Annotated in this window: 17 protein-coding genes and 1 pseudogene; 5 read left to right on the top strand and 13 right to left on the bottom strand. The window is 65.3% G+C overall.

Going from position 1 to position 20,888, the window contains the following annotated elements; genetic code table 11:
* Positions 1–36: 36 nt before the first annotated feature.
* The 8 genes from iscA to DIE03_RS27770 all read right to left on the bottom strand — a co-directional run bounded on the left by iscA (position 37) and on the right by DIE03_RS27770 (position 5,959).
* The gene (gene iscA, locus DIE03_RS27735) at positions 37–360 is read right to left on the bottom strand and encodes an iron-sulfur cluster assembly protein IscA (protein ID WP_012492710.1); all 324 of its coding nucleotides are present in this window, start codon (positions 358–360) and stop codon (positions 37–39) included.
* A gap of 65 nt (positions 361–425) precedes the next feature.
* Positions 426–833: a Fe-S cluster assembly scaffold IscU gene (gene iscU, locus DIE03_RS27740; RefSeq protein ID WP_006481982.1), complete on the bottom strand. Its 408-nt coding sequence runs from the start codon at positions 831–833 to the stop codon at positions 426–428.
* A gap of 67 nt (positions 834–900) precedes the next feature.
* Positions 901–2,124 (bottom strand): IscS subfamily cysteine desulfurase, encoded by a 1,224-nt coding sequence (locus DIE03_RS27745; protein ID WP_124455451.1) that lies wholly within the window; start codon positions 2,122–2,124, stop codon positions 901–903.
* Positions 2,125–2,193: 69 nt separating this feature from the next.
* The gene (gene iscR / locus DIE03_RS27750) at positions 2,194–2,733 is read right to left on the bottom strand and encodes a Fe-S cluster assembly transcriptional regulator IscR (protein ID WP_009691731.1); all 540 of its coding nucleotides are present in this window, start codon (positions 2,731–2,733) and stop codon (positions 2,194–2,196) included.
* A 114-nt stretch (positions 2,734–2,847) separates the two neighbouring features.
* The gene (locus DIE03_RS27755) at positions 2,848–3,330 is read right to left on the bottom strand and encodes a low molecular weight protein-tyrosine-phosphatase (protein WP_124455452.1); all 483 of its coding nucleotides are present in this window, start codon (positions 3,328–3,330) and stop codon (positions 2,848–2,850) included.
* 101 nt (positions 3,331–3,431) lie between these two features.
* Positions 3,432–3,659 carry a hypothetical protein gene (locus DIE03_RS27760; RefSeq protein WP_124455453.1) on the bottom strand — a complete coding sequence of 76 codons (228 nt, stop codon included), beginning with the start codon at positions 3,657–3,659 and terminating at the stop codon, positions 3,432–3,434.
* Between the two features lie 129 nt (positions 3,660–3,788).
* Entirely contained in the window at positions 3,789–5,201 is a 1,413-nt protein-coding gene (locus tag DIE03_RS27765) for a lactate utilization protein B (protein WP_124455454.1), read from the bottom strand.
* 35 nt (positions 5,202–5,236) lie between these two features.
* Entirely contained in the window at positions 5,237–5,959 is a 723-nt protein-coding gene (locus DIE03_RS27770; protein ID WP_124455455.1) for a (Fe-S)-binding protein, read from the bottom strand.
* Positions 5,960–6,142: 183 nt separating this feature from the next.
* On the opposite strand from DIE03_RS27770, the gene DIE03_RS27780 reads away from it, so the two are divergent.
* Complete coding sequence (locus DIE03_RS27780; RefSeq protein WP_059233713.1) at positions 6,143–6,952, top strand: IclR family transcriptional regulator; 810 nt, start codon at positions 6,143–6,145, stop codon at positions 6,950–6,952.
* Between the two features lie 105 nt (positions 6,953–7,057).
* On the opposite strand, the gene pbpG is transcribed toward DIE03_RS27780, so the two are convergent.
* A complete protein-coding gene (pbpG, locus tag DIE03_RS27785) occupies positions 7,058–8,227 on the bottom strand; it encodes a D-alanyl-D-alanine endopeptidase (protein WP_124455457.1) in 1,170 nt (389 codons plus the stop codon).
* 654 nt (positions 8,228–8,881) lie between these two features.
* On the opposite strand from pbpG, the gene DIE03_RS27790 reads away from it, so the two are divergent.
* Complete coding sequence (locus DIE03_RS27790) at positions 8,882–9,448, top strand: phasin family protein (RefSeq protein ID WP_124455458.1); 567 nt, start codon at positions 8,882–8,884, stop codon at positions 9,446–9,448.
* Positions 9,449–9,654: 206 nt separating this feature from the next.
* Here DIE03_RS27790 and lpdA read toward each other — a convergent pair whose 3' ends face one another.
* The 4 genes and pseudogenes from lpdA to DIE03_RS39095 all read right to left on the bottom strand — a co-directional run.
* Positions 9,655–11,424: a dihydrolipoyl dehydrogenase gene (lpdA, locus tag DIE03_RS27795; RefSeq protein ID WP_124455459.1), complete on the bottom strand. Its 1,770-nt coding sequence runs from the start codon at positions 11,422–11,424 to the stop codon at positions 9,655–9,657.
* A 282-nt stretch (positions 11,425–11,706) separates the two neighbouring features.
* Positions 11,707–13,350 (bottom strand): dihydrolipoyllysine-residue acetyltransferase, encoded by a 1,644-nt coding sequence (gene aceF, locus DIE03_RS27800; protein WP_124455460.1) that lies wholly within the window; start codon positions 13,348–13,350, stop codon positions 11,707–11,709.
* A 68-nt stretch (positions 13,351–13,418) separates the two neighbouring features.
* Positions 13,419–16,115, bottom strand: coding sequence for a pyruvate dehydrogenase (acetyl-transferring), homodimeric type (aceE, locus tag DIE03_RS27805; protein ID WP_124455461.1), 2,697 nt, complete (start codon positions 16,113–16,115; stop codon positions 13,419–13,421).
* Positions 16,116–16,251: 136 nt separating this feature from the next.
* Positions 16,252–16,469, bottom strand: a pseudogene (locus tag DIE03_RS39095) (hypothetical protein); the annotation flags it as partial.
* Between DIE03_RS39095 and fixL the strand changes: the two are divergent.
* The 3 genes from fixL (at position 16,389) to folD (ending at position 20,647) form a co-directional block, all read left to right on the top strand.
* Positions 16,389–18,905: an oxygen sensor histidine kinase FixL gene (gene fixL / locus DIE03_RS27815; RefSeq protein ID WP_124455462.1), complete on the top strand. Its 2,517-nt coding sequence runs from the start codon at positions 16,389–16,391 to the stop codon at positions 18,903–18,905. The pseudogene DIE03_RS39095 and the gene fixL sit on opposite strands and share 81 nt — an antisense overlap.
* Entirely contained in the window at positions 18,902–19,540 is a 639-nt protein-coding gene (fixJ, locus tag DIE03_RS27820) for an oxygen response regulator transcription factor FixJ (RefSeq protein WP_006493245.1), read from the top strand. The genes fixL and fixJ overlap by 4 nt, the downstream gene beginning before the upstream one ends.
* 246 nt (positions 19,541–19,786) lie before the next feature.
* Positions 19,787–20,647, top strand: a complete 861-nt coding sequence (gene folD, locus DIE03_RS27825; protein ID WP_124455463.1) for a bifunctional methylenetetrahydrofolate dehydrogenase/methenyltetrahydrofolate cyclohydrolase FolD — start codon at positions 19,787–19,789, stop codon at positions 20,645–20,647.
* The last annotated feature ends 241 nt before the right edge of the window (positions 20,648–20,888 follow it).

Here is a 20,888-nt window from a genome sequence, read left to right on the forward strand (position 1 = left end):
GTGCCGCCTCTTGCCCGCATCGCGCGGAGATCCGCGTCACACGCGGAACGATTCGCCGCAACCGCACTCGTCCTTCACGTTCGGGTTGTTGAACTTGAACCCTTCGTTCAGGCCTTCGCGGGCGAAATCGAGCTCGGTGCCGTCGATGTACGCGAGGCTCTTCGGATCGACGATCACCTTCACGCCATGGCTCTCGAACACCTGATCCTCGGGAGCCAGCTCGTCGACATACTCGAGCTTGTACGCGAGCCCCGAGCACCCGGTCGTGCGAACGCCAAGCCGCAGGCCCATACCCTTGCCGCGACGGACGAGGTATTTCTGAACGTGCTGTGCTGCTTTTTCGGTCAGTGTAATTGCCATGATGTCCTTGCCGCGGCGCGCCGCCCGGGCCCGCCGCGTTTCCTTCTCTAGCCGCTCGATGCCGCTCAGGCTGCTGCCTGATCGCCTTCCTTGGTATCGTGGCGCTTCTTGTAGTCGGCCACGGCTGCCTTGATCGCGTCTTCCGCGAGGATCGAGCAGTGAATCTTCACCGGCGGCAGCGCGAGTTCCTCGGCGATCTGCGTGTTCTTGATCGACAGTGCTTCGTCGAGCGTCTTGCCCTTCACCCACTCGGTGACGAGCGAGCTCGACGCGATCGCCGAACCGCAACCGTAGGTCTTGAACTTCGCGTCTTCGATCACGCCGTCCGCGCCGACGCGGATCTGCAGCTTCATCACGTCGCCGCACGCCGGCGCGCCGACCATGCCCGTGCCGACCGTGTCGTCGTCCTTCGCGAACGAACCGACGTTGCGCGGGTTTTCGTAGTGATCCAGAACCTTGTTGCTGTAAGACATGACTCAGACTCCTTGACTCGTTACGTCTGCGTGCGTCAATCCGCCCGCGGGTGCATTCAATGCGGTATTAGTGTGCGGCCCATTCGATCGTCGACAGATCGATGCCTTCCTGGTGCATTTCCCAAAGCGGCGACAGTTCGCGCAGCTTCGCGATCTTGCTGTTCAGCAGATTGATCACGAAGTCGACTTCCTGCTCCGTCGTGAAGCGGCCGACCGTGAAGCGGATCGAGCTGTGCGCGAGTTCGTCGTTGCGGCCCAGTGCACGCAGTACGTACGACGGCTCGAGCGACGCCGACGTGCATGCGGAGCCCGACGACACCGCGACGTCCTTGATCGCCATGATCAGCGACTCGCCTTCGACGAAGTTGAAGCTGATGTTCAGGTTGTGCGGGACACGGTGTTCCATGTCGCCGTTCACGTAGGTTTCCTCGATCTGCGACAGGCCGCGCAGCAGCTTGTCGCGCAGCATGCGGATGCGCTCGTTCTCGGTCGCCATTTCTTCGCGGGCGATGCGGAACGCTTCGCCCATGCCGACGATCTGGTGCGTCGCCAGCGTGCCCGAACGCATGCCGCGCTCGTGGCCGCCGCCGTGCATCTGCGCTTCGATGCGCACGCGCGGCTTGCGGCGCACGTACAGCGCGCCGATGCCCTTCGGGCCGTAGGTCTTGTGCGCCGAGAACGACATCAGGTCGACCTTCAGCTTCGCGAGGTCGATCACGACCTTGCCGGTCGACTGCGCGGCGTCGACGTGGAACACGATGCCCTTCTCGCGGCAGATCTCGCCGATGGTCTCGATGTCCTGGATCACGCCGATCTCGTTGTTCACGTGCATCACCGACACGAGGATCGTGTCCGGGCGCAGTGCGGCCTTGAACACGTCGAGGTCGATCAGGCCGTCATCCTTCACGTCGAGGTAGGTGACTTCGAAACCGTCGCGCTCGAGCTCGCGGCACGTATCGAGCACGGCCTTGTGCTCGGTCTTCACCGTGATGATGTGCTTGCCCTTGCCCTTGTAGAAGTTCGCGGCACCCTTGATCGCGAGGTTGTCCGATTCGGTTGCGCCGGACGTCCAGATGATCTCGCGCGGATCGGCGTTCACGAGTGCGGCCACCTGTTCGCGCGCCTCTTCGACCGCACGCTCCGCGTCCCAGCCGTAAGCGTGGCTGCGCGACGCCGGGTTGCCGAACTGCTCGCGCAGGTACGGCACCATCTTGTCGACCACGCGCGGATCGACCGGCGTCGTCGCGCTGTAATCCATGTAGATGGGCAGGTGGAGAGTCTCTTGGGTCATCTGTCGCTCCGGGTATTCTGTGCAGGGACTAACTATGTGCGTTATGGGGTATGGCGGGCGCCTTCGCGCTCACGAACTCGCGATGTTGAACACCGAATTGGGGCCGAGCGGCATCGTGCGCACGGGCTCGGCCGGTGCGGCGACGGGCTCCGGTGTGCGGCGATCGCGCAGCACCGCAGGGGCGCCCTCGCGTGCACGCTGCTGATCGACGAGATCCTGCAGCGACACGGAGTCGAGGTATTCGACCATCTTCTGGTTCAGGGTCGACCACAGCTCGTGCGTCATGCAATGGCCGTCGGGCTGCTTCGAGCCGTCGCACGTGCCCTTGCCGCCGCACTGCGTGGCATCGAGCGGTTCATCGACCGCGATGATGATGTCGGCAACGGTGACGTCCTGCGCGCGACGCGCGAGGTTGTAGCCGCCGCCCGGGCCGCGCACGGATTCGACGATTTCATGCCTGCGCAGCTTGCCGAACAGCTGTTCGAGATACGAGAGCGAAATCCGCTGGCGCTGGCTGATGCCTGCAAGCGTCACCGGGCCCTGCTCCTGGCGCAGTGCCAAGTCAATCATCGCCGTGACGGCGAAACGGCCTTTGGTGGTGAGTCTCATGGTGTCTAGGGGACTGCAATCTTGACGATTTTGGTCAAGTATAAATATTTGACGATTTTAGTCAAGTATCCATGTCTTTGAAAGGGTATTCGCAGACCGCTGAATACCGTGCGATCAGCGCGCCGTACGGGCCCGAAGCGTTTCCAGCAGGCCCGCGCACGCGCGCTCGACCTGGTCGAGCACCTGCTCGAACCCCTGCGCGCCGCCGAAATACGGGTCGGCCACTTCGGTTTCGCCCGATCCCGGTGCGAACTCCATCAGCAGGCGCACCTTGTCGCGATGCTGCGGCGGGCAGCGCCGCCGCAATTCCGCGAGATTCGCCTCGTCCATCGCCAGCAGCAGGTCGAAGCGCTCGAAATCCGCCGCGCTCACCTGCCGCGCGCGCAGCGCCGACAAGTCGTAGCCGCGGCCGAGCGCGGCTGCCTGCGCCCGCGTATCGGGCGGCTCGCCCACGTGCCAGTCGCCGGTGCCGGCCGAATCGATCGCGATCCGGTCGGCCAGCGCGGCCGCGTCGACCTGGTGGCGCATCACGCCTTCCGCGGTGGGCGAGCGGCAGATGTTGCCGAGACAGACGAAACAGATCGCAACGCGGGTCATCGCACTATCGGGAAGTTGCGGCGGACCGCGTGAGGAAATAGCCGGCCATTATACAAAGACGGCCGAAATCGCGCCGCCGCGCAAAGCGACGGCGCCGTGCATTACAGCGCCTTCGGCGCGGCGAGCACGACGTCGCCGGCTGCCGCCGGCAGCGGCTTGGCCGCGTCGCCGACCAGCCCGAACGACACCGCGCGCGCCAGCTCGGCAGACGCCTGGTGCACCGCCAGCGGGCCACGCGACGGCGCATCGGCCATCGCATGCAGATAGGCTGCCGCTGCCAGCGGGACGACGATTGCCAGCGGCCAGTACATCGATATTGTCTTTCTCATGATGCGAACCTCCTTGACCGGGTACCCCGAAATCCACTTCCGGGGACTACAGACAGGATTCTATAGACCGCATCTATCGAGATAAATATGCAAATAGCGAACGCACTGTTGCCGCCCGATGAACAGTCGTCAGCCGAGGTGGCTCTGGGACGCCGCGTACAGCTCGCGGAACGTGCGCCCGGTCGGCGTCGGCATGTCGCGCGTATCCATCCAGCCGCCCATCATCGGCAGGCGCCGCAGCATGCCGCCGCTGCCGCCCAAGCGCTCGAGGACGCGCACCGCGAGCTTGGTCGTCAGCGCGTACAGCATCGGCCGCCGCGCGAAGAAGCCCCACGCGGCGAGCGCCGCCCGCTCGCGCCACGGCCGCAGGTGCCGCTCGACCTGCTTCTCGCGCAGCGTGCGCAGCAGGTGCGACAACGGAATGCCGGCCGGGCACACGCTGTCGCATTCGCCGCACAGCGTCGCGGCCTGCGGCAGGTCGAGCGTGCGGTCGAGCCCGACGTAGCTCGGCGTCAGCACCGACCCCATCGGCCCCGGATAGACCCAGCCGTAAGCGTGGCCGCCGACCTTCTGGTACACCGGGCAGTGGTTCATGCACGCGCCGCAGCGGATGCAGCGCAGCATGTCCTGGAACTCGCCGCCGATCAGGCCCGTGCGGCCGCCGTCGACCAGCACCACGTAGTTGTGCTCGGGACCATCCTCGTCGCCGGGCCCGCGCGGGCCGGTCAGCAGCGAGAAATAGTTCGACGTCTTCTGCCCCGTCGCGGAACGCGGCAGCAGTCGCATCGCGGTCGCGAGATCCTCGAGCGTCGGCAGCACCTTCTCGATGCCCGTCACCGCCACGTGCACGCGCGGCATCACCGTGCACATGCCCTCGTTCCCTTCGTTCGTCACGATCGCGACCGAGCCCGTCTCGGCGATCACGAAGTTGCCGCCCGTCACGCCCATGTCGGCCGACATGAAATGCGGGCGCAGCACCTCGCGCGCCTCGCGCGTCATGTCCGGGATCTCGGTGAGCCGCTCGCGGTGGTGCGTACGCGCGAACAGGTCGGCGATCTCGTCCTTGTCCTTGTGCACGACGGGCGCAATGATGTGGCTCGGCGGCTCGTTATCGTTGATCTGCAGGATGTATTCGCCGAGGTCCGTCTCGATCGACTGCACGCCCATCTCCGCGAGCACCGCGTTCAGGCGCATTTCCTCCGACACCATCGACTTGGTCTTGATGACCTTCTTCACGTCGTGCCGGCGCGCGATGTCGGCGACGAGCCGCGCGGCATCCGCGGTCGTCTCGGCGAACAGCACCGTCGTGCCGCGCCGCGTCGCCTCGCGCTCGAACGCCTCGAGCCAGACATCGAGGTTTTCCAGCGCACGGTTGCGGCGTGCCTTGAGCGCGGCGCGCGTGGCCGGGAAGTCGATCGCGGTCATCGCGTCGGCGCGCGCGGACACGAACTTCGTCGACAGCTTCTTCAGGTTCTGCTGCAGGCGCTGGTCGGCCAGCTTCTGGCCGGCGCGCGCCTTGAAATGCATCGATTGGACTTGCATCGCGGTATCGGGGGAAAAGTGAGCGGAACCGGGCGTCAGACGTCGCCCGCCAGCACCTGCGCGACGTGCAGCACGCGTGTGTCGCGGTCGCCGGTGCGGCGCAACCGCCCTTCGATGTTCAGCATGCAGCCGAGATCGCCGAGCACGACGGCGCCCGTGCCCGATGCGCGCACGTTCGCGCATTTCTCGTCCGCGATGGCCGCCGAGATGTCGCCGTACTTGACCGCAAACGTGCCGCCGAAGCCGCAGCAGTGCTCGCAGTCCTTCATCTCGGTGACCGCGACGCCGCGCTGCGCGAGCAGCGCGCGCGGCTGCGCCTTCACGCCGAGCTCGCGCAGGCCCGAGCACGAGTCGTGATAGGTGACGGGCCCGGTGAATTCGCCCGGCGCGAGCGACACCTTCGCGACGTTCGCGAGGAAATCGGTCAGTTCGTAGACTTTCTGCTGGAACCGCGTGTAGCGCCCCATCAGTTCGGGGTCGTCGCGGAACAGGTCGCCGTAGTGCGCGCGAATCATCCCGCCGCACGAACCCGACGGCGCGACGACGTAATCGAACTGCTCGAACTCGCGCAGCGTCTTTTCGGCGAGATCGCGCGCCAGTGCGCGGTCGCCCGAATTGTAGGCGGGCTGGCCGCAGCAGGTCTGCGCGGGCGGCACGATCACCTCGTAGCCGGCGTCGCGAATCAGCTTCAGCGCCGAGAAACCGATTTCGGGGCGCATCAGATCGACCAGGCAGGTCACGAACAAACCGACTCGCATACGTGCTCCTTCGAGAAAACGGCTCTCATTATCCGCCGTTTGGCTGGCAAGACCAACGCCTGCTCGCGCGCAACCCGGCCGCGCGAGAAACGAGGACTTCCTCGAACGGCGTTCGCTTTTTTCACGATACGAGATACAATCGTTGCAACACCGCTTGACGCGTCAACCGATTTCTCCCCCGACATGAGCCAACCCACCCCGGATTCAAAAACGTCGATCCAGGTGATCGAACGCATGATGCGGTTGCTGGACGCGCTCGCCGCGCACAGCGATCCTGTCAGCCTGAAGGAACTGGCGCAGCGCACGGAGCTGCACCCGTCGACCGCGCACCGCATCCTCAACGACATGGTGACCTGTCGCCTCGTCGACCGTTCCGATCCCGGCACCTACCGCCTCGGCATGCGGCTGCTGGAGCTCGGCAACCTCGTGAAGGCGCGCCTGTCGGTGCGCGACGCGGCGCTGATGCCGATGCGCGAACTGCACCGCCTCACCGGGCAGACCGTGAACCTGTCGGTACGGCAGGGCGACGAGATCGTCTACATCGAGCGCGCGTATTCCGAACGCTCGGGGATGCAGGTCGTCCGCGCGATCGGCGGCCGCGCGCCGCTGCACCTCACGTCGGTCGGCAAGCTGTTCCTCGCGGCCGACGAAACGTCGCGCGTGCGCGCCTATGCAACGCGCACGGGGCTGTCCGGCCATACGCAGAACAGCATCACCGACATCGCGAAGCTCGAGCGCGAGCTCACGATCGTCCGCCAGCAATCGTGCGCGCGCGACAACGAGGAGCTGGAGCTCGGCGTGCGCTGCATCGCGGCCGGCATCTACGACGATTCGGGCAAGCTCGTCGCGGGCCTGTCGCTGTCGGCACCGGCCGACCGCCTGCAAGACGCGTGGCTCGGCCAGTTGAGCCGCACGGCGCTCACCATCTCGGAATCGCTCGGCTACCGGCCCGCGCCCTCGAAAGACGTGGACGGACTGCAGCGGCAGGCGTAAGCCCGCCCTCGCCCACCCCGGTTTTTTCCCGACGAAAAAAAGCCCCGCGATTGCGGGGCTTTTTCCTTTGCGCCTGCAAAGCGGCGGCGAACCGCCGCGACGCGATCAGGTGCCGCCGTTCGGCGTGTTGGCTGCCGTCAGGCGCTCGCCGCCACCGGCGTCGAGCCAGTTGCGCAGGCGCGATGCGTCGGCGAAGCGCGAGTACTTGCCGAACGAGTCGAGCAGCACCATCACCATCGGCCGGCCGTGGATCGTCGCCTGCATCACGAGGCATTCGCCTGCTTCGTTGATGAAGCCCGTCTTCTGCAGGCCGATGTCCCACGAGCCGTTGCCGCGGATCAGCGCATTGGTGCTGTTGTAGACCAGGTTGCGCTTGCCCGTGTACACCTCGTACGTGCGATCGGTCGAGAACTGACGGATCATCGGATACTGGTACGCCGCATTGACCATCTTCACGAGGTCACGTGCGCTCGACACGTTCGAGCTCGACAGGCCCGTCGAATTCTCGAAGTGCGTATCGGTCATGCCGAGCGCCTTCGCCTTCGCGTTCATCGCGGCGATGAACGCCGGACGGCCGCCCGGGTAATAACGCGACAGCGACGCGGCCGCGCGATTTTCCGACGCCATCAGCGCGATGTGCAGCATGTCCTCGCGCGACAGCACCGAGCCGACCGACAGGCGCGAGCCCGTGCCCTTCTCGTAGTCGCGGTCTTCGTCGGTGACTTCGATCTGGTCGGTCATCGGCGACTTCGAGTCGAGCACGACCATCGCCGTCATCAGCTTCGAGATCGACGCGATCGGCACGACGGCGTGCGAATTCTTGTCGAACAGCGGCTCCCCGGAATTCTGGTCGACGACGTACGCGACGCTCGAACGCAGCGCGAGCGCGTCGGGCGTGTCGTGCAGGCCGAACGCCTGGCCGACCGTCGGACGGCGCGGCTGGAACGCGACCTTGCGGACCGCGCCGCGGTGGCCGCCATGCAGGTTGTTCGCGGCGAGCGTCACCCGCTTTCGCGACGCCTTCGCACGCGGCGCATCGGCCTCGGCGACCTTGGCGGATTTGTCGGAGGTCGCCTTGGCCGACTTCTTCTTCGCTGACGAAGCAGGAGCGACGGCCTTTTTCTTGGCGGCTTGTTGGGTCTTCGCAGTGGCGGCAAAGGCGTCAGCAGGCGCGACGGACGCTGTCGTCGCCAGCAAGGCGACTGCGACCGACACAGCCGTGCCGAGCGTCATGCTCTGCAACAGTCTGCGCGGTGAAAACGATTCGGCTTTCATTGGGGTCTGGACAAAGCGGGCGGGAGGTTTCCGCAAGTGTAGTTAAAGCTGAAAAAAAGAGCAATATTAGGCACTTACCGATCGTCGTTAAACCGGAATGTAAGGGTCGGCCAACCTCAGACCAATGACCCCTCCCGCCCCCATCGAAAAAACCAATGAGTGCACCGCCCGACAGCGCCCGTCTCCCGATTACCACACGGTTAATTGAGATAACGTCACTTTGGAGGCGATTTAAAGCGGGGAAACTACGTATCCGGTGCTCGACGTGCCAAGGGCGCCGGTCTCGACCGTGGCGGCGGCACGTCGCCACGGCACGCGCATCGAAACGGCGCGTTCTTCGACAGGAACAGAAGGATAACGTTCCAGGGGCCTGTCAGGTTTACCTGTGCGTGATCATGGTGCGCCGCGCTCGCCCTGCGGCCGTGCGCACCATTTGGGATTACGCATGAAACCGATTCCGAACGGCCACGATAACTCGTTGTTTTATCGATAATTTACGATGATTGTGCAACGCACAAAAAGTACTTGACATCCGCTTCCTCTGCCCTAAAATAGGCCTCATTGCTGCGTTGCACAAAGCACGCGCATCCGAGGTTCCCCAGCGTAGTGCCCTTTATCTCTGCGATCGACGCGATCGCTTTTCAGGAGCTTGACATGTCCTTGCTGACCCCCGAGCAAATCGCCGCTGCACAAAAAGCCAACCTCGAAAGCCTGTTCGGTCTGACGACCAAGGCATTCGAAGGCGTCGAAAAGCTGATCGAACTCAACCTGCAGGTCGTGAAGTCGACGCTGACCGAGGGGCAGGAAAACGCACAGCGCCTGCTGTCGGTGAAGGACGCTCAGGAACTGATCGCACTGCAAGCCAGCCTGTCGCAGCCGGTCGCCGAAAAGGTGCTGTCGTACGGCCGTCACCTGTACGAAATCGCATCGTCGACGCAAGCCGAGTTCGCGAAGGTTGCCGAAGCGCAATTCGACGAGCAGAACAAGAAAGTCCAGGCACTCGTCGACAACGTCGCGAAGAACGCCCCGGCTGGTTCGGAAACGGCTGTCGCCGCGCTGAAGTCGGCACTGAACGCTGCGAACACCACGTACGAAACGGTTCAGAAGGCCACGAAGCAAGCCGTCGAAATCGCCGAAACGAACTTCAACGCTGCTGCTGCCGTCGCAACGAAGGCTGCTACCGCCGCTGCCGCACGTCGTTCGAGCAAGCCGGCCGCGTAAGCGTCTCCTGCTCCTGAAAGAGCCGCGCCGAGCGCGGCTTTTTCGTTTCCGGCGCCGGAACGTGCGCGAACGGCCCGCCGCTCGCCGCGCTCGATCAAGCGGTTTGATCGCCGCATCGGCCGCAGGCAAAAGAAAACGCCGCCGTCCGGATTGCCCGGGCGGCGGCGTTTTTCGTGACCGGCGCATGGCCGGCCGTGCGCGTCGCGTTACTTCTTGCGTTGCGGCGGCAGGTCCGTACAGACGCCTTCGTACAGTTCGGCGGCCATGCCGACCGATTCGCCGAGCGTCGGGTGCGGATGGATCGTCTTGCCGATGTCTTCCGCGTCCGCGCCCATCTCGACGGCGAGGCACACTTCGCTGATCAGGTCGCCCGCGTTCAGGCCGACGATGGCGCCACCGATCACGCGGTGGGTTTCCTCGTCGAAGATCAGCTTCGTGAAGCCTTCGTCGCGGCCGTTCGCGATCGCGCGGCCCGACGCGGCCCACGGGAACACGGCCTTGCCGTACTTGATGCCTTCGGCCTTGCACTGGTCTTCCGTCTTGCCGGCCCACGCCACTTCCGGATCGGTGTACGCCACCGACGGAATCTGCAGCGCGTCGAAGTATGCCTTCTCGCCGTGCGCGGCTTCCGCGGCGACGTGGCCTTCATGCACCGCCTTGTGCGCGAGCATCGGCTGGCCGACGATGTCGCCGATCGCGAAGATGTGCGGCACGTTCGTGCGCATCTGCTTGTCGACGTCGATGAAGCCGCGATCCGTGACCGCGACGCCGGCCTTGTCGGCACCGATCTTCTTGCCGTTCGGGCTGCGGCCCACCGCGACGAGCACGAGGTCGTAGCGCTGCGCTTCCGCCGGCGCCTTCTCGCCCTCGAACTTCACATAGATGCCGTCTTCCTTCGCTTCCGCGCCGACCGTCTTGGTCTTCAGCATCACGTTGCCGAAGCGCTTCGCGTTGTACTTTTCCCAGACCTTCACGAGATCGCGGTCGGCGCCCATCATCAGGCCGTCCATCATTTCGACGACGTCGATCTCGGCGCCGAGCGTCGAGTACACTGTGGCCATTTCGAGGCCGATGATGCCGCCGCCGATCACGAGCATGCGCTTCGGCAGCTGGCGCAGTTCGAGTGCGCCGGTCGAATCGACGACGCGCGGGTCTTCCGGCATGAACGGCAGCTTCACGGCTTGCGAGCCTGCGGCGATGATCGCCTGCTTGAACTTGACGACCTTCTTGCCGTTTTCGCCCTGCACTTCCATGTGGAACGGGTCGACGAATGCGCCGACGCCCGTGACCACTTCGACCTTGCGTGCCTTGGCCATGCCGGCGAGGCCCGTCGTCAGTTTCTTGACGACGCCGCCCTTGAAGTCGCGCAGTTTGTCGAGGTCGACCTGCGGCTTGCCGAACGTGATGCCGTGCGACGCGAGCGCCGCGGCTTCCTCGACGACGAGCGACGTGTGCAGCAGCGCCTTCGACGGGATGCAGCCGACGTTCAGGCACACGCCGCCGAGTGTCGAGTAGCGTTCGACGAGCACGGTCTTCATGCCAAGGTCGGCGGCGCGGAACGCGGCCGAGTAGCCGCCGGGGCCGGCGCCGAGCACGAGCATGTCGCATTCGATGTCGGCGGCACCGCTGTAGCTGCCGGCTTGCGGCGCGGGCGCCGGCGCGGCGGCCGGTGCGGGTGCAGCTGCTGCGGGCTTCGGCGCTTCGGGTGCTTTCGCGGGTGCGGGTGCGGCGGCGCCTGCCGAAGCTTCGACGATGGCGATGACGGTGCCTTGCGAGACTTTCTCGCCGGCTTTGACCTTGATTTCCTTGACGGTGCCGGCGACGTCGCTGGGCACTTCCATGGAGGCTTTATCGGATTCGAGCGTGATGAGCGTTTGCTCTTTTTCGATCACGTCGCCGGGTTTGACGTTGACTTCGATGACATCGACGCCGCTGAAATCGCCGATATCCGGAACCTTGACTTCGATGAGACTCATTACTGTCCCCTTCTTGATTGACTGCAGACAGAGGGGGGAGGAACCCGCAGAAAGAACCTGCAACGACGGCCTGGCAAAAGAACGCGAACCTGGGCAGGACCACCTTTGCTGTCCGCCCAAGGACGCGCCTTTCTTTTGGTTACTTTTCTTTGGAAGACAAAGAAAAGTGACCGCCGCCCCGCGCAGGGGCGACGCTAGCAGACCGTCAGCAATACAGGTTCAACGACAGGGCGCGGATAACAAACAAAAAACCCACGCCCCCGCGAGCCCCCTCCCCGCTCATCAAAGAGCGATGCGACGGAAATCGCCGAGCAACGCGCCGAGATACGCATTGAACCGCGCGGCTTCGGCGCCATCGATGACGCGATGGTCATACGACAGCGACAGCGGCAGCATGAGACGCGGCACGAACTGCTTGCCGTCCCACACCGGCTTCATCTGCCCGCGCGACAACCCGAGGATCGCCACTTCCGGCGCGTTGATGATCGGCGTGAAGTTAGTGCCGCCGATCCCGCCGAGCGACGAGATCGAGAAACAGCCGCCCTGCATCTGGTCCGGCTTCAGCTTGCCTTCGCGCGCGGCCTTCGACAGATCGCTCATTTCCTTCGCGATGTCGACGAGACCCTTCTTGTCCGCATCGCGGATCACCGGCACGACGAGGCCGTTCGGCGTATCGGCCGCGAAACCGACGTGGAAGTACTGCTTGAACACGAGGTTGTCGCCGTCGAGGCTCGCGTTGAAGGTCGGGAATTTCTTCAGTGCGGCGACGACTGCCTTGATCACGAACGCGAGCATCGTGAACTTCACGCCCGCCTTCTCGTTTTCCTTGTTCAGCTGGACACGCAGCGCTTCGAGCTCGGTGATGTCCGCTTCGTCGTTGTTCGTGACGTGCGGGATCATCACCCAGTTGCGATGCAGGTTCGCGCCCGAGATCTTCTTGATGCGCGACAGCGGCTTCGCCTCGAACGGGCCGAACTTCGAGAAGTCGACCTTCGGCCACGGCAGCAGGTTCAGCTCGCCGCCGCCTGCCGGCGCGGCTGCCGCTGCCGGTGCCGCGCGCTGGCCGGTCATCACGCCCTTCACGAAGCCCGTGACGTCTTCCTTCGTAATGCGGCCCTTCGGACCCGAACCCTGCACGCGTGCGACTTCGACGCCGAGTTCGCGCGCGAACTTGCGCACCGACGGCGATGCGTGGCTCGCGCGGTATTCGCCCGACGGCGCAGCGGCCGGGGCCGGAGCCGCGGCAGCCGGGGCCGGCGCAGCCTGCGCGGGTGCCGGAGCAGCAGCCGGCGCGGCAGCGGCCGGAGCCGGCGCGCTCGCCTGCGGCGCGGCAGCCGGTGCGCCTGCGGCTTCGAGCAGCACGATCAGCGTGCCTTCCGAGACCGAATCGCCCACCTTGACCTTGATATCCTTCACGACGCCGGCGGCCGGGCTCGGCACGTCCATCGTCGCCTTGTCCGACTCGAGCGTGACGAGCGACTGTTCCTTCTCGACCGTGTCGCCGACCTTCACGCCGATCTCGATCACCGGCACGTCCTTGTAGTCGCCGATGTCGGGCACCTTCACCTCGAGCGTGCCGCCGGCTGCTGCCGGTGCGGCCGCCGGGGCTGCCGCGGCCGGGGCCGGCGCTGCGGCCGGAGCCGGTGCTGCGGCCGGCGCAGCCGCGCCGTTCGCCTGCGCTGCAGCGCCGCCTTCGAGCAGGATGATCAGCGAGCCTTCCGACACGGAATCGCCCACCTTGACCTTGATTTCCTTCACGACGCCGCCGACCGGGCTCGGCACGTCCATCGTCGCCTTGTCCGACTCGAGCGTGACGAGCGACTGCTCGGGCTCGACCGTATCGCCGACCTTCACGCCGATCTCGATCACCGGCACGTCCTTGTAATCGCCGATATCCGGCACCTTCACTTCGATCGCTTGACTCATCTGTTTCTGTCTCCATGGCCGCGCGCGCTCCTCGCGGGAGCGGCGCGCGGCATCACACGGCGTGTGCGTTAAACGGTCATCGGGTTGGGCTTGGACGGATCGAGGTTGTACTTGGCGATCGCGTCCGCGACCACCTTGCGCTCGATCGTGCCTTCGTCGGCCAGCGCGTTGAGCGCGGCGACGGTGACCCAGTGACGGTCGACTTCGAAGAAGTGACGGAGCTTCTCGCGGGTATCCGAGCGGCCGAAGCCGTCGGTGCCCAGCACGACGAAGCGGCGATCGACCTGGCCGCGGATCTGGTCGACCAGCGCTCGGACGTAGTCGGTCGATGCGATGACCGGGCCCTGCGTGTCCTTCAGGCACTTCTGCACGTGCGACAGGCGACGCTCTTCGGTCGGATGGAGCAGGTTCCAGCGCTCGACCTGATGGCCTTCACGCGCGAGCTCGGTGAAGCTCGGCACGCTCCACAGGTCGGCAGCGACGCCCCAGTCGTTCTTCAGCAGGTCGGCCGCGGCGATCACTTCGTTGAAGATCGTGCCCGCGCCGAGCAACTGGACGCGCGGCGCCTTCTTGTCGGCGTCGGCCTTGCGGAACGCGTACATGCCCTTGATGATGTCGGCCGCTACGTGGTCGCCCTGCGGAATCGCCGGGTGCTCGTAGTTCTCGTTCATCACCGTGATGTAGTAGTACACGTCTTCCTGGTCCTGCACCATGCGGCGCAGACCGTCCTGGATGATCACGGCGAGTTCATAGCCGAACGTCGGGTCGTAGCTCACGCAGTTCGGCACCGATGCCGCCCACAGGAGCGAGTGGCCGTCTTCGTGCTGCAGGCCTTCGCCGTTCAACGTCGTGCGGCCCGCGGTACCGCCAAGCAGGAAGCCGCGCGAACGCATGTCGCCCGCGGCCCAGGCGAGGTCGCCGATCCGCTGGAAGCCGAACATCGAATAGAAGATGTAGAACGGCACCATGATCTCGCCGTGCGTCGAGTACGACGTCGCCGCAGCGATCCAGTCGCACATGCCGCCCGCTTCGTTGATGCCTTCCTGCAGGATCTGGCCGGTTTCCGATTCCTTGTAGAACATCAGCTGGTCGGAATCTTCCGGCACGTACTTCTGGCCCTGCTGATTCCAGATGCCGATCTGGCGGAACAGGCCTTCCATGCCGAACGTACGCGATTCGTCCGGGACGATCGGCACGACGCGCTTGCCCAGCGCCTTGTCCTTCAGCAGGATGTTCAGGATCCGCACGAACGCCATCGTCGTCGAGATCTCGCGACCTTCGCCCGTGCCCTTCAAGAGCGGCTCGAACGCGTCGAGCGCCGGCACCGGCAGCGACGTTGCCTTCTCGCGGCGATGCGGCAGGTAGCCGCCGAGATCCATGCGCTGCTTGCGCATGTATTCGAGCTCCTTCGAGCCTTCCTCGAACTTCAGGTACGGCACGTCGGCGATCTGCTCGTCGGTGATCGGCAGGCGGAACTGGTCACGGAACTTCTTCAGTTGCTCGACCGGCAGCTTCTTCTGCTGGTGCGTGATGTTCATCGCCTGGCCCGACTCGCCCATCCCGTAGCCCTTGATGGTCTTCGCGAGGATGACGGTCGGCGCGCCCTTCGTGTTCGTGGCTTCGTGGAAGGCCGCGTAGATCTTGTGCGGATCGTGGCCGCCGCGGTTCAGCGCCCAGATGTCGTCGTCCGACCAGTCGGCGACGAGCGCCTTCAGCTCAGGCGTGTTGAAGAAGTGCTCGCGCACGAACGCGCCCGATTCCGACTTGTACGTCTGGTACTCGCCGTCGACGACGTCCATCATGCGGCGCATCAGCGCGCCCGACTTGTCGCGTGCGAACAGCGCATCCCAGCGGCTGCCCCAGATGACCTTGATCACGTTCCAGCCGGCGCCGCGGAATTCCGATTCGAGTTCCTGGATGATCTTGCCGTTGCCGCGCACCGGGCCGTCGAGACGCTGCAGGTTGCAGTTGATCACGAACACGAGGTTGTCGAGCTTCTCGCGGCTCGCCATCCCGATCGCGCCGAGCGATTCCGGTTCGTCCGTCTCGCCGTCGCCGAGGAATGCCCACACCTTGCGGCCTTCCGTCTTCGCGATGCCGCGTGCCTCCAGGTACTTCATGAAGCGCGCCTGGTAGATCGCCATGATCGGGCCGAGACCCATCGACACAGTCGGGAACTGCCAGAAGTCCGGCATCAGCCACGGGTGCGGGTACGACGAGATGCCCTTGCCGTCGACTTCCTGGCGGAAGTTGTCGAGCTGCTCTTCCTTCAGGCGGCCGAGCAGGAACGCGCGCGAGTACACGCCCGGCGACGAGTGGCCCTGCACGAACACGAGATCGCCGCCGTGCTGGTCGGACGCTGCGTGCCAGAAATGGTTGTAGCCGACGTCATAGAGCGTCGCGGCCGATGCGAACGATGCGATGTGGCCGCCGACGTTCGTGTCCTTGCCTGCACGCAGCACCATCGCCAGCGCGTTCCAGCGCGTGTACGAACGGATGCGGTGCTCGAGGTCCTGGTCGCCCGGGATCTTCGCCTGGGCTTCGACCGGAATCGTGTTGATGTACGGGGTGTTGGCGGAGAACGGCAGGTGTTCGCCGTGCATGCGGGCGAACTCGATTTGCTTTTCGATCAGGTAATGCGCGCGGCCGGTGCCCACGGAGGAGATCACGCCATCGAGCGACTCCAGCCACTCGACGGTTTCTTGCGGGTCGTCGTCACGTTCGGCGGCGACATACTTCATCACTTCGTTCGGTACAGCGGACATTCTCGTCTCCTGGGTCCTGGAATGTGAGGATCGCTCTCATGCAGACGACGCGACGCGGCCGGCTGCGGGCAAGCTCCAGCGGATTGTAATGAGCGTGCACGGGGCTGCGCAACAAAATTTTCGAATTGTGAGATCTTTTCTCGTAATGCGGAATATTGCTGCGCTGCACCCATGTTTCGGGGCGCTCCGGCACGCGGCAGCGGAACAAATCCGTTTCCGTTCAACATATCCGGTACAGGTTTTCCATGTATTGCGCTGCGCTACAATCCTGCCATGTTGACCGATCGGCTTTTCGCACGCTCGGCGCGACCGTCGGGCCCGCCGGCGGAGTCGCAGCCGTCCCGTTGGCACCACGGACCGTGGTGGTCCAATTCCTATTTGCTGACGCCGCTGCTGTCGATCCTGGTGTTCCTCGTGGTGATGAGCCTCATCCTGTGGAGCCTCAATCGCCGCGAACAGCAGCAGCAGGAAGACACCCTCTTCCGCAACGTCGCATGGGCGCAGCAGCAGATCCGCCTGTCGATGACGGGCGCGCAGGAACAGCTGCAGGCGCTGTCGCGCGATCTCGCGTCGGGCCGCCTCGACCAGAACGCGTTCCAGATGGCCGTCGCAGACGTGATGCAGACGCATCCGGAAATCCTCTACCTGAACTGGTACACCGCGCCCGGCGTGCAGCGCTGGCCGACCGTGCATCCGCCGCTGCTCGGCCAGCGGCTCGCGAAGCCCGGCGACGCACAGATGCAGGAAGCCGTGCGCGGCGCGTACGACGAGGCGCGCAGCACGCGCCGCCAGGCCTATTCGCCGCTGATCTACGACGACTTCGGCAACGGCTTCATCACGCTGCAGACGCCCGTGATGCGCGGCGACCGCGAATATCTCGGCTCGATCGCCGCGGTGTTCTCGGTCGAGGGCATCCTGAAGCACGACATCCCGCAGGAACTGTCGTCGAAGTACAAGATCTCGATCACCGATTCGAACAACCGCGAGCTGTCGTCCACGTCGACGCGCCCGCGCCTGCCGCGCGACTCGCACTACGATCTTCCGCTCGATCCGCCCGGCCAGGGGCTGACGGTACGCGTGTACGCGTTCCCGCAGCTCACGAACCTGACCAACAACACGCTCGTGTGGCTCGTCGCCGGCCTGTCGTGCTTCGTGCTGTGGAGCCTCTGGAGCCTGTGGAAGCACACGCGCCAGCGCTTCGAGGCGCAGCAGGCGCTGTACGCGGAAGCGTTCTTCCGCCGCGCGATGGAAAACTCGGTGCTGATCGGCATGCGCGTGCTCGACATGCACGGCCGCATCACGCACGTGAACCCCGCGTTCTGCCGGATGACGGGCTGGGACGAAACCGACCTCGTCGGCAAGGTCGCGCCGTTCCCGTACTGGCCGCGCGACGCGTACCCGGAAATGCAGCGCCAGCTCGACATGACGCTGCGCGGCAAGGCGCCGAGCTCGGGCTTCGAGCTGCGCGTGCGGCGCAAGAACGGCACGCTGTTCCATGCGCGCCTGTACGTGTCGCCGCTGATCGACAGCTCGGGCCGCCAGACCGGCTGGATGTCGTCGATGACCGACATCACCGAGCCGAAGCGCGCCCGCGAGGAACTCGCGGCCGCGCACGAGCGCTTCACGACCGTGCTCGAAAGCCTCGACGCAGCGGTGTCGGTGCTGGCCGCCGACGAAGCCGAGCTGCTGTTCGCGAACCGCTACTACCGCCACCTGTTCGGCATCCGCCCGGACGGCCATCTCGAGCTGTCGGGCGGCGGCTTCGACCGCGCGCAGGCCTCGTCCGACTCGATCGACATGGTCGACGCGTTCGCGGGCCTGCCGGCCGCCGCACTGACGAGCAGCACGGCCGATGCGCAGGAGGTGTACGTCGAGAGCATCCAGAAATGGTTCGAAGTGCGCCGCCAGTACATCCAGTGGGTCGACGGCCACCTCGCGCAGATGCAGATCGCGACCGACATCACGACCCGCAAGAAGGCGCAGGAACTCGCGCACCAGCAGGAAGAAAAGCTGCAGTTCACGAGCCGATTGATGACGATGGGTGAAATGGCGTCGTCGATTGCACACGAATTGAACCAGCCGCTCGCCGCGATCAACAACTACTGCTCGGGCACGCTCGCGCTCGTCAAGAGCGGCCGCGGCACGCCCGAGACGCTGCAGCCCGCGCTGGAAAAGACCGCGCAGCAGGCGCTGCGCGCCGGGATGATCGTCAAGCGGATCCGCGAATTCGTGAAGCGCAGCGAGCCGAAACGCCAGCCGGCAAGGGTCGCGGACATCGTCGCCGACGCGGTCGGGCTCGCCGAAATCGAGGCCAGGAAGCGCAGGATCCGGATCGTCACGGAAATCCTCGCAAGAATGCCTATTATTTATGTCGACCCCGTGCTGATCGAACAGGTGCTGATGAACCTGATGAAGAACGCGGCCGAGGCGATGGCCGACGTGAAGCCGGCGTCGGCGGACGGCGTGATCCGCGTCGTCGCCGACATCGATGCGGGCTTCGTCGACATCCGCGTGATCGACCAGGGTCCGGGCGTCGACGAAGCGACCGCCGAGCGCCTGTTTGAACCGTTTTACAGCACCAAGTCCGATGGCATGGGCATGGGGCTGAATATCTGCCGTTCGATCATCGAATCGCATCGGGGGCGTCTGTGGGTGGTCAACAACGTCGAGCCGGATGGCCGCATTTCCGGCGCGACGTTTCACTGCAGCCTGCCCATTGGGGAACCCGCTGATCTCGGCCAAGGGGGGCGCGAGGCATCGGCATCACATACCGTTACGGGAGAACTATGAATAGCCCTGTCACCACCACTCAGGAAACCGTCTTTGTCGTCGACGACGACGAGGCCGTACGGGACTCGCTGCGCTGGCTGCTGGAGGCGAACGGCTATCGCGTGCAATGCTTCTCGAGCGCCGAGCAGTTCCTCGATGCCTACCAGCCGGCGCAGCAGGCCGGCCAGATCGCCTGCCTGATCCTCGATGTGCGGATGTCGGGCATGAGCGGTCTCGAGCTGCAGGAACGCCTGATCGCCGACAATGCCGCGCTGCCGATCATTTTCGTCACGGGTCACGGCGACGTGCCGATGGCCGTGTCGACGATGAAAAAGGGTGCGATGGACTTTATCGAGAAACCGTTCGACGAAGCCGAGCTGCGCAAGCTCGTCGAGCGGATGCTCGACAAGGCCCGAAGCGAAAGCAAGAGCGTCCAGGAACAGCGGGCCGCGAGCGAACGCCTGTCGAAGCTGACCGCGCGCGAGCAGCAGGTGCTCGAACGCATCATCGCGGGCCGCCTGAACAAGCAGATTGCCGACGATCTCGGCATCAGCATCAAGACGGTCGAGGCGCACCGCGCGAACATCATGGAAAAGCTCAACGTCAACACGGTGGCCGACCTGCTGCGCCTCGCGCTGTCGAAGAAGCAGGCCTGAGCGTCTTCAGCGGCCGCGGCGGCGCTTGCCCGCCCTGCGGCCCGCCAGCGGCGTCTGCCGCCCCGCGCGATGCGGCCCACTCGCGCGGCGGCGGCCTTTTCTCCCGGCGCACGCGCGCTGCGGCCATGACGCTTCTCGCTGATTCCCTGTCGGACGGCAGCAGGCGAACGGTATAATTGCGTGCTTTGCTGCGGCGCTTCGGGTGCCGCACGCCCGCATTCCAACTTCCCGGCAGGACCCACCACCATGACAGCCCTCCTCATCGACGGCAACGCCCTTTCGAAGACCCTGCGCGCGCAGGCCGCCGAACGCGCCGCCGCCCTGACCGCACGCGGCCACCAGCCCGGCCTCGCGGTGATCCTCGTCGGCGCAAACCCGGCGAGCGAAGTCTACGTGCGCAACAAGATCAAGGCGTGCGAGGACAACGGCTTCTTCTCGCAGAAGGATGCATACCCGGCCACGCTGTCGGAAGCCGACCTGCTCGCGCGCATCGACGAACTGAACCGCGACCCGAAGATCCACGGCATCCTCGTCCAGCTGCCGCTGCCGGCGCATATCGACAGCCACAAGGTGATCGAGGCGATCGCACCGGAGAAGGACGTCGACGGCTTCCACGTCGCGAACGCGGGCGCGCTGATGACCGGCAAGCCGCTGTTCCGCCCGTGCACGCCGTACGGCGTGATGAAGATGTTCGAGGCGCATGGCATCGCGCTGCAAGGTGCGAACGCGGTCGTGATCGGCCGTTCGAACATCGTCGGCAAGCCGATGGCGATGATGCTGCTCGACGCCGGCGCGACCGTGACGATCTGCCACAGCAAGACGCGCGACCTCGCCGCGCACACGCGTGAGGCCGATATCGTGGTCGCGGCGGTCGGCAAGCGCAACATCCTGACCGCCGACATGGTGAAGCCGGGGGCAACGGTGATCGACGTCGGCATGAACCGCGACGACGCCGGCAAGCTGTGCGGCGACGTCGATTTCGCGGGCGTGAAGGAAGTGGCCGGCCATATCACGCCGGTGCCGGGCGGCGTCGGCCCGATGACCATCACGATGCTGCTGATCAACACGATCGAAGCGGCCGAGCGCGCCGCCGACGCAGCCGCCTGACCCCTGCCCGTTCAGCCGGCGCACGGTTCCGTGCGCCGGCGTCCCGCCAGCCGCGTCGCCGCGGCTGCACCGCGCCGGCCGCCCCCTCGCCGATCGCCGGATGCCCGTTGCCCCCATCCGACCCTGCGTCAATCGCGTCATTAGAAACTAACGATTGGAAAGCGCACGATGCGCCCCAATAATGTCGGTATCGGGCGCCGTCGCGCCCCGCCGCCGTTACCCTTTTCATCCCGGTTCATCC

The sequence above is a fragment of the Burkholderia sp. Bp8992 genome (genome assembly GCF_003853705.1).
In the GTDB taxonomy this organism is placed as follows: Bacteria; Pseudomonadota; Gammaproteobacteria; order Burkholderiales; family Burkholderiaceae; genus Burkholderia.

Bases quoted from the DNA above. Each gene is read 5' to 3' on its own strand.
- iscA (WP_012492710.1), bottom strand. From the start codon at position 360: ATGGCAATTACACTGACCGAAAAAGCAGCACAGCACGTTCAGAAATAC.
- iscU (WP_006481982.1), bottom strand. From the start codon at position 833: ATGTCTTACAGCAACAAGGTTCTGGATCACTACGAAAACCCGCGCAAC.
- DIE03_RS27745 (WP_124455451.1), bottom strand. From the start codon at position 2,124: ATGACCCAAGAGACTCTCCACCTGCCCATCTACATGGATTACAGCGCG.
- iscR (WP_009691731.1), bottom strand. From the start codon at position 2,733: ATGAGACTCACCACCAAAGGCCGTTTCGCCGTCACGGCGATGATTGAC.
- DIE03_RS27755 (WP_124455452.1), bottom strand. From the start codon at position 3,330: ATGACCCGCGTTGCGATCTGTTTCGTCTGTCTCGGCAACATCTGCCGC.
- DIE03_RS27760 (WP_124455453.1), bottom strand. From the start codon at position 3,659: ATGAGAAAGACAATATCGATGTACTGGCCGCTGGCAATCGTCGTCCCG.
- DIE03_RS27765 (WP_124455454.1), bottom strand. From the start codon at position 5,201: ATGCAAGTCCAATCGATGCATTTCAAGGCGCGCGCCGGCCAGAAGCTG.
- DIE03_RS27770 (WP_124455455.1), bottom strand. From the start codon at position 5,959: ATGCGAGTCGGTTTGTTCGTGACCTGCCTGGTCGATCTGATGCGCCCC.
- DIE03_RS27780 (WP_059233713.1), top strand. From the start codon at position 6,143: ATGAGCCAACCCACCCCGGATTCAAAAACGTCGATCCAGGTGATCGAA.
- pbpG (WP_124455457.1), bottom strand. From the start codon at position 8,227: ATGAAAGCCGAATCGTTTTCACCGCGCAGACTGTTGCAGAGCATGACG.
- DIE03_RS27790 (WP_124455458.1), top strand. From the start codon at position 8,882: ATGTCCTTGCTGACCCCCGAGCAAATCGCCGCTGCACAAAAAGCCAAC.
- lpdA (WP_124455459.1), bottom strand. From the start codon at position 11,424: ATGAGTCTCATCGAAGTCAAGGTTCCGGATATCGGCGATTTCAGCGGC.
- aceF (WP_124455460.1), bottom strand. From the start codon at position 13,350: ATGAGTCAAGCGATCGAAGTGAAGGTGCCGGATATCGGCGATTACAAG.
- aceE (WP_124455461.1), bottom strand. From the start codon at position 16,115: ATGTCCGCTGTACCGAACGAAGTGATGAAGTATGTCGCCGCCGAACGT.
- fixL (WP_124455462.1), top strand. From the start codon at position 16,389: ATGTTGACCGATCGGCTTTTCGCACGCTCGGCGCGACCGTCGGGCCCG.
- fixJ (WP_006493245.1), top strand. From the start codon at position 18,902: ATGAATAGCCCTGTCACCACCACTCAGGAAACCGTCTTTGTCGTCGAC.
- folD (WP_124455463.1), top strand. From the start codon at position 19,787: ATGACAGCCCTCCTCATCGACGGCAACGCCCTTTCGAAGACCCTGCGC.